We start from the raw sequence: 15,270 nt of genomic DNA on the forward strand, positions 1-15,270 counted from the left end.
CTCACCCAGCTGGCACCGCCCGTTCTACTCCCACACCGCCACACGGCGAGGATCAGGTGCCTCCCGCAACAGCGCCGTCGTCGCCTCCCGCAAGCCCCGACAAGCGGCCCCGCAAGGGCAGGGCGTCTGTTCCCAGTTGGGACGAGATCGTCTTCGGCGCCAAGAACGACTGACGTGGGCCGTGCACCCTAACGGGTGTCGGTCGTGCCAGTGGTGGCGTTAGCGTCCCTCGGCGATCAGCAATGGCACGTGAAGTTCCTCAGGCGTGAGTGACCCGTGCATCCCCACCAGCGCCATCGACTTGGAGCTCTGAGTCCGCGAGTCCACCACGGTGGCGCGTCCGGCCATGGCGACCACGACGTCGCCGATGCGATCCCTCGCTTCGAGCGAGATGGGGCCGAAGAGCCCGGCCGTCTCCGCCTCATCGCGAGTGAGTACGACGGCGTCGTCGCCCAATACTTCTTGCCACCGGTCCGCAACGGAGCGCACGTGAGACTCCCCCACGTGCAGATGAAGCGCGCGCGGCTCCCCCGCCACCAGGTCTACGTCTTGGGACAGCGCGGTTTCCTGCCCGACGTCCCACCGAGGCGCACCAGGCACGTCCACCATGCCGTGGTCAGCGGTGACCACCATGACGGTGTCACGGGGAAGGCTGTCCGCGAGTCGCCGCAACTCTCTGTCGGCATCCTCGAGACAGGCCACCCACTGATCGGACTGCCAGCCGTGGCGGTGGCCCGCAGCATCGATCTCGCCCCAATAGCAGTAGGACACGCCCGGCTGTTGGGCGATTCCCAGAGCCACGTCTATGCGGTCTGCAAGGTGTTCGGCGCCCACAAACTGGCCTCCCCGCAAGACGGCATGCGTGAGGCCGGAACCGGCGAACGTACGCTTGCCCAGCGTGGTGACGGTGAACCCCTCCCTGTCCGCCTCGGCAAGCAAGGACGGCATGGGTTGCCATTCCTCGGCCCTGTACGCGCCCTCCCACGAGATGAGATTCGCGAGCTCCCCAGTGCGCGGGTTGCGGGCGGTGTAGCCCGACATGCCGGTGCGTCCGGCCGGAAGTCCGGTGCCGAACAGCGACAATGACGCTGCCGTGGTGGTGGGAAAGCCCGCTGTCACAGTTCCCGACTCGATGCCGCGCAGAAAGGGCGCATGGCCTCGGCGTGCGTCAAGCTGATAGTGGCCGAGCCCGTCGAGAAGGACCACCACCACGTGGCGTGCGCGCGGGATCTCGAGCCGGACGCGATCGGCCTCGGCGTCACGGTGTGCCACCGCGTGTCCGGCGCCAATCGCGGCAAGAGACGCAGACAGCACCGCGCCGAGTTCGCTGCCCCCGTAGTCGGGAAGCTCGAGGCCTGCCGCCTTGAGCCGTGAGATGGGGTCCACGCTTAGCGGCCAGCCAGACGTTGAAGCGCGGCGGTGAAGTCTTCGAGCGCCCGCACGGTGTCTTCGCCATCTGCAAGCACGCTTACGCGGGCCATGGTGTCGTCGCCAGTGATGTCGCCCGTGTAGCCGTGGTCGGCATCGCAAGACTCGTCGGCGCACGTGGCGGGCTCCAGGTCCACTCGCGAGTGGATGCCCCAGCCGACGGCGAGCACGAGTTCGCCAGGAACGTCTCCCTCGCGGAACGACTCTGGCTCCAGGACCACGTGGGTGAGGGCAACCGAGGTGACGACCCGCAGCGGGGCGCTCTCGACCGTCGCCGATGCGGCGGGCGCTCCCCCGCTCTCTGGGCTGGCGCCGTCGTCGATGTGGACGCGGATCAGGCGCGCGTCGGTGAGCACCAGTACCGTCATGTGTCGGCGCACCTCTGACGTGTCAAAGGTGGTCTCTGCGTGCACGAAGTGGCCGCGGACCTCCTCGTCTCCGATGGCGTTCTTGAGGACGTGGTTGGCCAATGCTGGGTAGTACCCGGCACCCACAACGGCCTGAGCAAGCGAGGTGGACATGTGTGGCATTGTCTCACCTGCTCGCGTGGCGTGGCGAACCCGTTGCCGCTTGGCGCGAGACAATGCCATGAGTCCCGATCCTGAACGGAGTGATGCATGCCCGAGTCCGACGCCCAGATCGTCGATATTGACGTGAGCGCCGAGATGGAGGCGTCGTTTCTTGAGTACGCCTACTCGGTCATCTACTCGCGGGCGCTCCCGGATGCGCGCGATGGGCTGAAGCCTGTGCAGCGCCGCATCGTGTACACGATGGGTGACATGGGCCTGCGGCCCGACAGGGCGCACGTGAAGTCGTCGCGCGTGGTCGGCGAGGTGATGGGCAAGCTTCACCCCCATGGCGACCAGGCCATTTACGACGCTCTGGTGCGCATGGCGCAGTCGTTCTCCTTGCGCCTGCCGTTGGTGGACGGGCACGGCAACTTCGGCTCCCTCGACGACGGCCCTGCGGCGTCTCGCTACACCGAGGCGCGGCTCGCACCCGCCTCGATGGCCATGACGGCAGACCTGGGCGAGGACGTCGTCGACTTTGTCCCCAACTACGACAACAAGCTTCAGCAGCCTTCGGTGTTGCCCAGCGCGATCCCCAACCTGCTGGTCAATGGCGCCTCCGGCATCGCCGTGGGCATGGCCACCAACATGGCACCGCACAACCTCATCGAGGTGGTCTCTGCTGCGCGCTACTTGCTAGCGAACCCCAAGGCGACTCTCGACGAGTTGATGAAGTTTGTGCCGGGCCCTGATCTTCCCTCTGGTGGCAAGATTGTGGGACTCGACGGCATCCGGCAGGCCTATGAGACGGGCAGGGGCGCGTTCAAGACTCGCGCGGCGGCGCGCATCGAGAAGGTGACCGCCAAGCGCCAGGGAATCGTGGTGACGGAGCTGCCGTACACGGTAGGCCCTGAGCGCGTGATCGAGAAGATCAAGGACGGCGTCACCTCCAAGAAGCTGCAGGGCATTCAGGCAGTGACTGACCTGACCGACCGCCACCACGGGCTACGGCTCGTCATCGAGATCCGTACGGGATTCTCGCCAGAGGCCGTGCTGGAACAGCTCTACAGGTTCACGCCGCTCGAGGAGGCCTACTCCATCAACAACGTGGCCCTGGTGGACGGTGAGCCGCGCACGTTGGGTCTCAAGGAACTGCTCAGGGTGTGGGTCGACCACCGCATCGACGTCACGCGCAGGCGTTCCGAGTACCGCCTGAAGGCCCGTCGTGATCGGTTGCACCTGGTCGACGGGCTGCTCGTGGCCATCCTGGACATCGATGATGTCATCCAGATCATCCGCACGTCTGACGACTCGGGTGCCGCCAAGGACCGCCTGATGACGGCCTTCGACCTGTCCCAAGTGCAGGCCGAATACATCCTGGAATTGCGCCTGCGCCGCCTCACCAAGTTCTCGCGTCTCGAGCTCGAAAACGAGAAGGCGCAGCTCATGGCGGAGATCGCCGAGCTTGAGGACGTCTTGAGTACTGAGAGCGCGCTGCGGGCCGTTGTGGGACGGGAGATGGACGCGGCCGCGGCCGAGCACGGGACGCCGCGGCGCACCATCTTGTTGGCGGACGCGGGCACCCCTGCAGCCACGTCGCTCGCCAGTGCCCCCGGGGGCGCCTCTGCCGCTGCGCCTGCATCGGGGCGTCGCGCCGCTCCCGCGAACCTCGAGATCGCGGACACGCCCTGCCATGCCCTGCTCTCGACGACCGGCCTGGTGGCTCGCACCTCGGACGAGCATCCGGTCACTCGCGAGGGCCGACGCTCTCCTCACGACGCCTTGCGATCCGCCGTCGCGTCGACGGTGCGCTCCGATGTGGGTGTGTTGACGTCACGCGGACGCATCCTCAAGTTGTCGCTGCTCGAGGTGCCCAGTCTTCCCACGACCGACGGGCCGCCGTCGCTGTCTGGGGGCGCTCCCGTGCGCGAACTCGTCATGCTGGAGCGGGACGAGGAACCGATTGCGTTGGTGCCGCTCGACGGCCAGACGTCTGTCGCTCTTGGCACCCGTCAGGGAGTCGTCAAGCGGATCGCCCCAGAGCCTGTCCCCGCCAAGGAAGCGTGGGACGTGATCGCGCTGAGGGATGGCGACGCCGTGGTGGGTGCTGCTCCCGCCACTGACGACCTGGAACTGGTGTTCGTTACCTCGGATGCGCAACTGCTCCACTTCCCCGCGTCGGCCGTTCGCCCTCAAGGGCGGTCCGCCGGCGGCATGACGGGGGTCAAGGTGGGCGCTGGCGCCGCTGTGACCGGCTTCTTCGTGGTCGACTCCCAGGCGGAGAACCACGTGGTCACCATCTCCGGGCCCTCCGACGGCCTGCCAGGGACGCAACCAGGTGCCGCCAAGGTCACGCCACTCTCCGAGTACCCCGGCAAGGGTCGCGCCACTGGCGGCGTGCGTGCGCACCGCTTCCTCAAGGGAGAAGACGTGCTGCTGAACGCCTGGGTGGGACCCGCCCCAGCGCGTGCCGCTTCTGGCGCCGGACAGCCGGTGGAGTTGCCTGACGCCAACGGCCGACGCGACGGTTCCGGCACGCCACTGACCACCCCTGTCGACGGAATCGGCTAACGCCCCGCTTCTGAGCAGGATTTGGGGTCCGAGACGGCCTAGCGCTCGAAGGCCCAGTGTCTGTCGGTCATGTACTTGGCGACCACAAGCCCCACCAGGATCGCCAACACCGTCAGCAGCACCTGCAGTATTCCGGCCGTGGCGTCGATGTAGCGGGCCTCATTGAGGCTCACCACCGCCTCGTGTGCCAACACCCCAGGGATCTGCACCAGGCACGCGGGCACCTGCAGCGTAATCACCGGCCAGCGCCCACCGCGAGCACCCAGCGCCGCGAAGATTCCCAGCACCAGGCAGGCCAGGAACGTCGCCGTTTGGACCGGCATGCCGTTCTCGATCAACAGCAAGCGGGGCACGTTGACCAGCCCGATCGTCGCCGCGGTGACGGCCATGCGCCACGGCGAGTTGAACAGCAGTGCGAAACCGAGAACTCCCACAAAGCTCGCAGCCGACTTGATGGCAAGGTCTGCCGCCAGTCCCACGTCTATGGGAGGGCGATCAGTGGTGTCGAGCGGACTGATAACAGAGACGCCCCACACGGCCACGGCGGCGGCGAGCGTCAAGGATGTGCCGTAGACCACCCGGACGATGCCGGCCGAATAGTCGGACTTGGCAAGGTCGAGCGCTCCCGTGATGAGTGCGAAACCCGGTAAGAGGAACAGCACTGAAGAGATGTAGCCAGAGGCGTGCGACTCGAGGCCGGTGCCCGCCAACGACAACAGCGCGAGCGATCCGATGTAGACCGTGGTGGCCACGGTGGCGGCCACCAACACCGTGCCGAAGGCGTTGAAGTGCCGATGGGCCAGTTCCCGGCGCACCCATTGCCCCATGAACGCCGCGATGAACACCACGACCACCTCGAGGATGCGTGCCCGGTTGAGCACGGCGAACCCTGCACAGGCTGCACCCGCGAAGCTGGAGTTGAGCCACGGGTTGTACATGCGTCCGTGCCGCTCGATCTCGTCGAGCGCCCGGTGCACGTCGGCTGGCGTCGTCGCGCTCGGGACCTGACGGCGGAAGCGATCGAGGCGCGCGATCCGATCCGCGTTCACGGAGTGGTGCCGCAACTCAGAGACCTCGGTGCGGAACTGCTGACCCACGCGCGACGTGGTGGTGATCTCAGTCAGCGTGACTTGCTCTGAGTGCTCCTCGACTCCGAGCGACCTGGCTACCGTCTTCATGCCTTGCTTGACGCGGTAGCTCGCGGTACCCGAACCAAGCATGAGCAGTCCCACACGCAGGATGGCGTTTGACCGACGGCCTAGTTCGTCGGCGTCGATCTCGTCAGAGGGGGGCGGCGATGGTGTCACGACGTCATTGTTTCGCATCTCGCGACCACCGGTTGCGACCTGGGGCCCGACACCGTCGCGTATTCCGGGTTACGCCCCTCGGCCGATGGCGGCGAGCCGCGCCTCGACAACCCCTTGCCATTGCACGGCCCTTCGCCGCGCCTCTATCGTTCCCAGCCCCATGGGCACGGCCATCGCGAACAGGACGGCGCTTGCGATGTCCCACCCGAGCACCCCGGTAGCCAGACCGCCGAAAACCGCCATCGCTAGCCCACCGGCGGCCGCCCAGTAGGAGCGAAGCTCGCCCAGCATGACGCCCAGAGCGGCAGCATCCTGGCACCCATGGATCGCTCGCGCCGCATCCTCGGACAGTCGCTTGGGAAGCGGACCTGACCAGCCGATGTCGGGCAGGTCTGGCGCCATCGCACGGTAGAGCGGCGACCCCGCTGTGGGCGCTGGTTCCGTCATGATGGCTCCTAGGCGTCACGCCGCTGCAGGTGTGGCTACGTGTCGATCCGATTATGGTCCACGTTGGCCGCACCCGCCACGATGAAGTCGCGGCGGGGGCCTACGTCGTTGCCCATCAGCAGTTCAAACACTCGCTCAGCCGCCTCCGCGTCGGCCGCGGTGATACGCCGTAGCGTCCGGTGCTCAGGGTCCATCGTGGTCTCCGCCAATTGGTCGGCATCCATTTCGCCAAGGCCCTTGTAGCGCTGAATCTCGTCCTTGAAGCTCCGGCCGGCGCGGCGCAGTTCACGCACCGTCTCCTGGAGTTCCTTCTCCGAGTACGTGTAGATGTGCTCGCGCTGTCGCCGCGCCGAACCGAGAACCTCGACCCGGTGAAGCGGCGGTACGGCCGCGTACACGCGACCGGCATCCACGAGCGGCCGCATGTACCTGAAGAACAACGTGAGCAGCAGCGTACGGATGTGGGCACCGTCAACGTCGGCGTCCGTCATCAGGATGATCTTGCCGTAGCGCGCGGCGTCCAGATCGAAGGTGCGCCCCGATCCCGCTCCCAGCACCTGGATGATGGAGGCACACTCGGCGTTGTGAAGCATGTCCGTCACTGACGCGCGCTGCACGTTCAGAATCTTCCCGCGAATGGGAAGCAGCGCCTGGTAGTCCGAGTGTCGCGCCAGCTTGGCAGTGCCAAGCGCACTGTCGCCCTCGACGATGAAGAGTTCGGACTGTGCCACATCGTTGCTGCGGCAGTCGGCAAGCTTGGCGGGCAGCGTTGACGTCTCGAGGGCGTTCTTGCGGCGTGAGATTTCCTTCTGCTTGCGGGCGGCAACGCGGGCCCGCATCTCCGCCACGACCTTCTCCAGCACGGTGTTGGCTTGGGCCTTGAAGTCGCGCTTGTTCGAGGTGAGGATCGCGCCCAGCTCTGTCTCTACCGTCCTGGAGACGATGGCCCGCACTGCCGACGTTCCCAGCACCTCTTTGGTCTGACCCTCGAACTGTGGTTCCGGGAGTCGCACCGTCACGACGGCGGTCAGTCCCGCCATGATGTCGTCCTTCTCGATGCGTTCGGCGCCGTCCTTGCCGGTGAGCTTGAGCCTGCGCGCGTTGGCCTCGATGACCTTGCGCACCACCTTGGTGAGCCCCTGCTCGAAGCCAGCGTGGTGGGTGCCACCCTTGGGAGTGGAGATGATGTTGACGAACGAGCGCACCTCGGTCTCGTAGCCGGTCCCCCAGCGCAGTGCGACGTCCACCTCGCACGAGCGGTCCACGTCTTCCGACTCCAGGTGGCCGTTGGGCTTGAGCACCGGCACGGTCTCCGTGTAGGTGCCGGAACCCTTGAGCAGCCACGTATCGGTCACCGCGGCGTCGGGAGCAATGAAGTCCACGAAATCTTTGGAGCCGCCCTCGAACATGAAGCTGGTTTCGCTCGGCTCAAGCGGGTTGCGTTCGTCGCGCACCACCATGGTGAGCTTGGGCACCAAGAAGGCCGTCTGACGCGCCCTCACGATCAACTCTTCAAACGAGAAGCTCGCCTGCTTGTTGAAGACCTGCCTATCGGCCCAGTAGCGGATGCGCGTGCCCGTCACTGCCTTGGCCACCTTGCCCGTGACGTCCAACTCGGAGCCGGTGACAAAGGGCGAGAACTCGGCGTCAGGTGTCGGTCCACTCGCCGGGTCAGCGAACTTTCCAGGCTCCCCCCGCCTAAACGCCATGTGGTGAGTCTTTCCTCCCCTGTCGACCCACACGTCGAGACGCTCACTCAGCGCGTTCACCACCGATGCGCCCACCCCGTGCAGCCCGCCTGAGGCGGCGTAGGATCCCGAGCCGAACTTTCCGCCCGCGTGCAGCTTGGTCATGACAACCTCGACGCCGCTGAGGCCCGTCTTCGGCTCGATATCTACGGGGATGCCGCGTGCCGTGTCGCGCACCTCGACCGAATCGTCCGGGTGAAGGATCACTTCGATGCGGTTGCCGTGACCGCCGAGCGCCTCGTCCACCGAGTTGTCGATGATCTCCCACAAGCAGTGCATGAGGCCACGCGAATCGGTGGTGCCTACGTACATGCCGGGACGCTTGCGGACGGCGTCCAGCCCCTCAAGGACGGACAGATGACGTGCGGAATAGTCGGAGCTCACGCGGTGAGTCTAGGCGGGCTTCGTCCCGCGACGGCGCGGGCGCGCCCTACAGCGGGGCTATACCTCGGGGACCTCTTTGGCCGCATCGGCGCGCAACGCCGTCATGGAGATGTTGTCCGTCTTCACGAAGAAACCCAGCTCGCGATACAGCTCTCGCCCGTCTGGCGTCGCGTGAAGCTCGATGACCTCGATCCCCTGCTCATCCGTCCACTCGAGCAGCGCGGTCATGATCTCCCGCGCGTACCCTCTGCGGTGGTACTGGGGCGCCGTGGAGACCCATTGCACATAGCCAGCCTTATGCGCCTGCCTGCCGGGCCGCGGCAGCCGAGGGACGATGTTGACAAGACCGCAAGCGGCGAGCCCGCCCTCTTCTGCATCGATCACCATGCCGTACAGATCCTTGCCGAGGCGTTCCTTGACGACGGCGGTCGAGTCGAGCGCCCAAATCGGGGTGGGTTTTGCGCCGACTGCCTTATACATCAAGGCGCCGAGGTACACGATTTCGGCGGCATCCGCTGGCTCGGCGGGGCGCACTACAATCGCGGCCACCGCCTAGTGCCAGGCAACGGCGACAGTCACGTTGAGCAGAGTCAGTAGCAGTGCACCCGCCCACATGCGCCTGGCCGACTCGCGCCGTGCTCCCGTCTCACACAACGCCGCGACGCCCATGGCCACCAAGAACTTGACGGCGATCTTCCAGTGATTGGGCGACTCGTCCTCATCGCCGAACGCGAAGCCCGCGAGAAAGACGCCTGTGACGATCTGAGCGCGCGCTCCCCACAGCATCACCTTGGTGATGCCGCGCTCGCCCACTCGCCACTGCTCTAGCCCACCGCCAACAATGGCGGCCATGCCAACCAGGTGCGCAATGACAAAGAAAATCTGTAGGGCTTCCACGACCACTCCTTAATGGGATGTGTTCTTCGATGTTATCGTGCCTGCCACGAGCGCTGCCCAGGGTCCAGCGAGTGTGAGCGGACTCGCGCGGAGTCCCACGCTGCGATCCAGGGTTCACTCGGCCCAGGAATGCGAAAGCGGCGGGCCCCGTGGGGATCCCGCCGCCAACGCACTGAGCGATGACCTACCAGAACAGGCCCAGCGCCAGCCCGGCTGCCGAAAGCAGCCCGAGGGCGCCCCACACCAGCTGCTGGTTCTTTCTTGCGCGGAACACGACCACGAGCACCAGAATCAACGCCGGAATGATGACGAGGTACACCCACTTCGGAGTGTCGAGCCCACCTTCTCCCAGGATCAGAATCATGGCGGCGGCTACGGCTTGAACGATGCCACCAAGGAACATGCCGCTGGTGACGTCCTTGGACTTCTCCTGAATCTGGTGGAAGAAGCCACCAAAAACAGCGGCGGTGCCGAGAATCAACAGAACCCAGAAGATCTTGTCGATAACGTCGAGGCCCTGATAGGCCTGCAAGAGCACACTCATAGTTTTCTCCTCTTTGAGAATCGCGCCAGGGTGCAGTGACCCGGACGATTGCCAGCCTATCCGTGTAGCGAACACACAGTGCGATCCACCATCACGAACTTGCGACCACTCTTTGTCGAAACCCCACAACGATGAGGGCTGCCGTCACCGACTAATCCAGGTAGTCCCGCAGCACCTGGGAACGGGAAGGGTGGCGGAGTTTGGACATGGTCTTACTCTCTATCTGCCTTATCCGCTCCCTGGTCACTCCGAACACTCGTCCGATCTCGTCGAGCGTCTTGGGCTGACCGTCGGTGAGTCCAAAGCGCATGCCAACAACTCCTGCCTCGCGGTCGGACAGCGTGTCCATCACCTTGCTGAGTTCTTCCTGCAGCAGCGTGAAGCCCACGGCATCAGCGGGAACCACGGCCTCCGAGTCCTCGATGAGGTCGCCAAACTCGCTGTCGCCATCCTCGCCGAGAGGGGTGTGCAGAGAGATGGGTTCGCGGCCGTACTTCTGGACCTCGACCACCTTCTCTGGCGTCATGTCGAGTTCGCGGGCAAGCTCCTCTGGGGTGGGCTCGCGGCCGAGGTCTTGAAGCATCTGGCGCTGAACGCGGGCGAGCTTGTTGATGACCTCGACCATGTGCACCGGGATGCGGATGGTCCGCGCCTGGTCCGCCATGGCGCGTGTGATCGCCTGGCGGATCCACCAGGTGGCGTAGGTGGAGAACTTGTAGCCCTTGGTGTAGTCGAACTTCTCGACCGCACGAATCAAGCCGAGGTTGCCCTCTTGGATCAGGTCCAGGAACAGCATTCCGCGCCCCGTGTAGCGCTTGGCGAGAGACACGACGAGGCGCAAGTTGGCCTCGAGCAGGTGGTTCTTCGCGTGGCGTCCGTCGTTCGCGATCCACTCGAGTTCGCGGCGGTTCTTGGGGGTGATCTTGTCGCCAGCCGCCAGCTTCTCTTCGGCGAAGAGTCCGGCCTCGATCCGCTTGGCAAGATCGACCTCTTGCTCGGCATTCAGCAGCGCGACCTTGCCGATCTGCTTGAGGTAGTCCTTGACGGGGTCCGCTGTAGCTCCAGCGGTCATCACCTGCTGAACAGGGGCGTCGTCGTCCTCACCGGTAATGACGAAGCCGACGATCTCTTCTGGCTCTTCAGCCTCCACGTCCGGCGTGGGCTCAACTTCCGGCACCGACTCTTCCTCGTCAGCGGACGGAGCGGCCGCAGCGGCCGCCTTGGCCTTGCTTGCTTTCGAGCGCGCGGTACCCGCGCCCTTGGTGACGCGCGGAGTGGCCGTGGGAGCGAGGTCCTCTGTGGGGGCGGTAGCGGTCGTGGTCTTCTCCTTCAGTGGTGCGGGCCTCGAGTTGCGGCCTGAGTTTCCGGTGGTGCGGGACGTACCTGCTCGCGTTGCGTTGGCAACGCCGGAACGATCAGACGACACAAGAGTCCTCTCGAGCACGGTGGGGGGTTGCCACGGCTCTCAGCACCGCCGGCAAATCCATTAAAGTGTAACGCCTCTGTCAACGCGGGCAACCCCACCAACAGTTCCCCAGCGGCCCAAATCAGCGCATAAGCCACGTAACGCTTACGCCGCCGTGAGCCATCCGGGCGGCAGGTGAGCTTCGATGGCGCATTGGATCAGTTCCGCGAGTCGGTATGCGGGGTCGTCCTCCAGTGCCATCGCGATGGCGTGAGCCGCTCCCGACTCGTCTCCGTGCCACCAGCGGGACAGTCCCACGAGGGTCATGACAGGGGCAATGTCCGCTGGATGCAACCACACCATGTGGGCCGAGAGCTCCTCGAGCGCGTCCACGAGGTAGCCACGCGGCGCCGCCGCCGATGCTGGCAAGAGCATCACCGACAACGCCTCACGCACTCCTGCCGCCGAGGGGTCAACGCACAGCGCCTCCGCCACGCTCCCCTCACCTGGCACCATGTCGATCACGATCGCGTCCCTGACCGCCACGTCCCGCAGGCCTGCCGCGAGCTTGCCGACCTCGGGATCTGACGGAAGCGTGCCGTCCACCGACACGCGGGTCAACGCGTCACGCCACGCGTCGAGCCGTTGCATACGCCAGTTCGCCACACCGCGCTCGCGAGACGCCCAGGACCTGGCGTGCGCCCTGCGCGCCTTGCGTCGGCGCTCCGCAGGCGCCTGAGCTCGGGCAGACGCTCCGTGTGGCCGTGCGGCGAACGCTCTCACCGCCCCCTTGGGGGCAGGCGGAATTGCCCTTCCCGCATCCGGGCAACACCGGGGATCCACGCATTCCGGGGAACGGTACGTGCCGCGAGCGACCGCCCATGCATCCACCACCTCAATGTGTTCTGCTAGTGCCTGCCTTGCCTCCATGGCCGCGCGGGTTCCGTTGGGGTCCGCGGCGCCGCCGTAGCCCACCACAATGGCCCGCGTCGCGCCCGCTTGAGACAGGTGCCCGGCGGCAATCGAGCACATCACGCGGGAACAGTCGCTGATCGCGAACTCGGCGGCGTCCGCGCGCATCACGGGGCGCATCGCACCGGAGGTCGTGAGCCCCACGATCACCACGGAGTCCACGGGGGTGTATCCCAGCATCAACGGAATGGTGGCGATGAGCTCGCCAGGGTCGCTCAGTTTCACGGTCATGGCGCCAGCGTGGCGCGGGTGGGGCCGCCGCCGTCTGACGAGGCCATCGCGCTGTGGGCAAGGGGGCATTCGTGCGCCTGGGCACGACGCGCGCCCTAGGCTGGTGGCATGGACGACGTCGCACGCAGAGCCCAGGTAGATGAGGTCATCGCGACCGCTCTGGAACAGCTCGCAGCCGACATTGCGCCAGCCACACACAGCCCAGAAGAACTGCTGGCCCCTGTGGCGACGCTGGCAGCCAAGGGCAAGCGCGTGAGGGCGCTCCTGGTGCTCACTGCGTACGACGCGTGTGGCGGGCACGAGCCGGACCGTGCACTTCGAGTGGCAGGCGCGGTCGAGCTCTTCCAGACCGCAGCGCTCATCCACGACGACGTCCTCGACCGCTCGGACACACGTCGAGGCATGCCGTCGACGCATCGCAGCCTGGAGGCGCTTCACTCGTCGCAGGGGTGGCTGGGCGATCCGGAGCGGTTCGGCACGGGTGCCGCGATTCTTGCGGGCGACCTCGCGCTCATGGCGTGTCATCACCTGCTCACCGCAGGCATTGCCGGCCTGCCAGGCAAGGTCGCGTCGGCCGTCGGCGGTCGCTTCTCCTCCATGGCCACCCTGTGCACGGCCGGCCAGTACCTCGACATCCGTCTCGCGGCACAGCCGTTGGAGTCTCTCGGCGCGCACACGGACGCCATTGTGGCGACGATGCGCGCAAAGACGGCTTCGTATACGGCCGAGGGGCCACTCGCGCTGGGGGCCGCACTTGCCGGGCTGCCTCCCGAGACCGTCGACGAGTGGGCCGCCGTGGGTGTCCCCCTGGGCATCGCCTTCCAGTTGCGGGACGACCTCTTGGGCGCGGTGGGGGCGCCAGAGACGACGGGCAAGCCCGCAGGTGACGACGTGCGGGAGGGCAAGCGCACCTTGCTGCTCTCCCTGGGTCTCGACCGCGCCGACGCGAAGGGCCGGGAGGTGCTCATGGCTGCGGTCGGCAACGAATCGGCCGACGCATCGGACATCGCCGCCGCCGTGGGCGTGCTGAGGACTTCGGGAGCGGTGCAGGCCGTCGAGGAGCGGATTGACGATTACGCGCAGCGCTCTCGGGAGGCGCTCGGTTCCCTCGTCATGGACGACGCCCAGCGCGCTCGGCTCGAAGGTCTCATCGACTCGACGGTCTCCCGCGCGTCCTAGTCCCGTCGCGCGCAGGCGCTGCCCGCCGACGCTGGGTGACTAGAAGACGGTCTGGGCAAGCCTTCTCACGGGGGCGCGCTTGCCGGATCGCAAGGCATCCAGCGGCGTGGCATCCAGTTCGTCGTGGACGCTCGTGAGCCATTCGACAATGACGTCGTCGCTGAGGCCAGCGTCTGCCAAGACGATGACGGTGCCGCGCACCGTGGCGAGCACCTCTGGGCCCTCTTCACCGTCGATGATCTGCCCGGCTGGCAGGTACAGCGCGTTGTTCTCCCCGCGCCTCACGGCGATCAGGTAGCGCTCTCGCAAGAGCTCCCTGACGCGGGACAACGGCACGCCAAGCACCTCGGCGCACTCGGGAACACTCAACCATTCGCTCACGTGCCAAGCGTAGCGAGCCGCGTCCCATGTGTTGTGCGCCCCCACATCACCGGCTACAGTCACATATGTCCCAATTGTCACATGCGCCCCGTGAGTATCGCGGCGACGCGTCACGCAAGGAGCCGTCATGGACACGCGCACCGCAACCCGCAGGGCCATCGCCACGTCGCTGACCGCCGCCGCGCTTGCCATGGTCTCCCTACCGGCGCAAGCGCACACGGACCACGTGGTCGCGCCAGGCGACACGGTGTCGGGCCTGGCCGCGACGTACGGGGTTCCCGCCGTGAGCATCATGGAGGCCAACGACCTCAACGCGTCCGCCACCATCTACATCGGCGAGCGCCTCACCATCCCCACCTCATCGCCTGCGCACGCCCCCGTCACGCACGTCGTGGTGCGCGGCGACACCGTGTGGGACATCGCCGCGGCCTACGGAGTGACCGTCGCGCACATCCGCCAGGCCAACGCCCTGAACGCGGCGGCGACCATCCGCATCGGACAGACGCTCGCGATCCCCGGCGCCACAACCTCGCCCTCCACACCAGAACTCACCGCCACCGCTCCATCGCTCACCTATGTCGTCAGGAGCGGGGACACCGTGTGGTCAATAGCGACTCGCCACGGCACCACCGTGGCGGCGATCGCTGACGCAAACGCCTTGAAGGACCCCGGAGTGATTCGCGTCGGCCAAGCGCTGACGGTGCCTGGAGGCGCCCCCACGGGGCTCGTCCCAGACACCTTCCTTGGCCGCACATATCCCGCCGACGTGGTGGCGGCTGCCAACGTCAACAAGGCGACGCTCAACGCGATGGACGTCCCCAGTCGCACACAGATGCAACACCTGGTGATCGACACGGCCAACAGCATGGGAGTGGACCCCGCCCTCGCCCAGGCGATCGCCTACCAGGAGTCCGGCTTCAATCAGCGAGCGGTCTCCCCCGCTAACGCCATTGGATGCATGCAGGTGATCCCCACCTCTGGCGAATGGGCCTCCGACCTGGTAGGACGAGAGCTCGACCTGCTGGTGCCAGAAGACAATGTGACCGCCGGGGTGGCGATACTGCGCCGTCTTCAGCGCGATGGCACCGATCTCGATACGGCGATTGCTGGGTACTACCAGGGAGAAAGATCGGTCAGGACACGTGGAATGAACTCTGACACGGTGCGGTACGTTGCATCAGTGAAAGCATTGATGTCCCGTTTCGACTAGATCACCATCGGAACGGCGTCCCACCTTTTGACCATCCCGACTCCGTAGAATGTGACT

Annotated in this window: 14 protein-coding genes; 3 read left to right on the plus strand and 11 right to left on the minus strand. The window is 66.1% G+C overall.

Annotated elements, in window-relative coordinates; all coding sequences use genetic code 11:
* Positions 1-219: 219 nt before the first annotated feature.
* Both QZZ33_RS06990 and QZZ33_RS06995 read right to left on the minus strand, forming a co-directional pair.
* On the minus strand, positions 220-1,386 hold the full coding sequence (locus QZZ33_RS06990; protein ID WP_291379053.1) for a nucleotide pyrophosphatase/phosphodiesterase family protein: 1,167 nt from the start codon (positions 1,384-1,386) through the stop codon (positions 220-222).
* A gap of 2 nt (positions 1,387-1,388) precedes the next feature.
* Positions 1,389-1,949: a DUF5998 family protein gene (locus QZZ33_RS06995; RefSeq protein WP_366475773.1), complete on the minus strand. Its 561-nt coding sequence runs from the start codon at positions 1,947-1,949 to the stop codon at positions 1,389-1,391.
* Between the two features lie 96 nt (positions 1,950-2,045).
* Here QZZ33_RS06995 and QZZ33_RS07000 point away from each other — a divergent pair, with 96 nt between their 5' ends.
* Positions 2,046-4,508, plus strand: a complete 2,463-nt coding sequence (locus QZZ33_RS07000) for a DNA topoisomerase IV subunit A (RefSeq protein WP_291379055.1) — start codon at positions 2,046-2,048, stop codon at positions 4,506-4,508.
* Positions 4,509-4,546: 38 nt separating this feature from the next.
* On the opposite strand, the gene QZZ33_RS07005 is transcribed toward QZZ33_RS07000, so the two are convergent.
* The 8 genes from QZZ33_RS07005 to QZZ33_RS07040 form a co-directional block, all read right to left on the minus strand.
* Complete coding sequence (locus QZZ33_RS07005; RefSeq protein WP_291379056.1) at positions 4,547-5,815, minus strand: threonine/serine exporter family protein; 1,269 nt, start codon at positions 5,813-5,815, stop codon at positions 4,547-4,549.
* Positions 5,816-5,884: 69 nt separating this feature from the next.
* Entirely contained in the window at positions 5,885-6,262 is a 378-nt protein-coding gene (locus QZZ33_RS07010) for a hypothetical protein (protein ID WP_291379057.1), read from the minus strand.
* A gap of 35 nt (positions 6,263-6,297) precedes the next feature.
* The gene (locus tag QZZ33_RS07015) at positions 6,298-8,394 is read right to left on the minus strand and encodes a DNA topoisomerase IV subunit B (protein WP_291379058.1); all 2,097 of its coding nucleotides are present in this window, start codon (positions 8,392-8,394) and stop codon (positions 6,298-6,300) included.
* A gap of 57 nt (positions 8,395-8,451) precedes the next feature.
* Positions 8,452-8,943, minus strand: a complete 492-nt coding sequence (locus QZZ33_RS07020; protein WP_291379059.1) for a GNAT family N-acetyltransferase — start codon at positions 8,941-8,943, stop codon at positions 8,452-8,454.
* Between the two features lie 3 nt (positions 8,944-8,946).
* Positions 8,947-9,291, minus strand: coding sequence for a hypothetical protein (locus QZZ33_RS07025; protein ID WP_291379060.1), 345 nt, complete (start codon positions 9,289-9,291; stop codon positions 8,947-8,949).
* 184 nt (positions 9,292-9,475) lie between these two features.
* Complete coding sequence (locus QZZ33_RS07030) at positions 9,476-9,835, minus strand: hypothetical protein (RefSeq protein ID WP_291379061.1); 360 nt, start codon at positions 9,833-9,835, stop codon at positions 9,476-9,478.
* Between the two features lie 151 nt (positions 9,836-9,986).
* Positions 9,987-11,261, minus strand: a complete 1,275-nt coding sequence (locus QZZ33_RS07035; RefSeq protein WP_291379062.1) for an RNA polymerase sigma factor — start codon at positions 11,259-11,261, stop codon at positions 9,987-9,989.
* Between the two features lie 144 nt (positions 11,262-11,405).
* Positions 11,406-12,443 (minus strand): DUF4192 domain-containing protein, encoded by a 1,038-nt coding sequence (locus tag QZZ33_RS07040; RefSeq protein WP_291379063.1) that lies wholly within the window; start codon positions 12,441-12,443, stop codon positions 11,406-11,408.
* A gap of 108 nt (positions 12,444-12,551) precedes the next feature.
* Here QZZ33_RS07040 and QZZ33_RS07045 point away from each other — a divergent pair, with 108 nt between their 5' ends.
* Positions 12,552-13,622, plus strand: coding sequence for a polyprenyl synthetase family protein (locus tag QZZ33_RS07045; protein WP_291379064.1), 1,071 nt, complete (start codon positions 12,552-12,554; stop codon positions 13,620-13,622).
* Positions 13,623-13,661: 39 nt separating this feature from the next.
* Here QZZ33_RS07045 and QZZ33_RS07050 read toward each other — a convergent pair whose 3' ends face one another.
* The gene (locus QZZ33_RS07050) at positions 13,662-14,003 is read right to left on the minus strand and encodes an Rv2175c family DNA-binding protein (RefSeq protein WP_291379065.1); all 342 of its coding nucleotides are present in this window, start codon (positions 14,001-14,003) and stop codon (positions 13,662-13,664) included.
* A 127-nt stretch (positions 14,004-14,130) separates the two neighbouring features.
* Here QZZ33_RS07050 and QZZ33_RS07055 point away from each other — a divergent pair, with 127 nt between their 5' ends.
* Positions 14,131-15,213, plus strand: coding sequence for a lytic transglycosylase domain-containing protein (locus tag QZZ33_RS07055; protein WP_291379066.1), 1,083 nt, complete (start codon positions 14,131-14,133; stop codon positions 15,211-15,213).
* Positions 15,214-15,270: the final 57 nt, after the last annotated feature.

It is taken from the genome of Demequina sp., from assembly GCF_016278775.1.
In the GTDB taxonomy this organism is placed as follows: Bacteria; Actinomycetota; Actinomycetes; order Actinomycetales; family Demequinaceae; genus Demequina.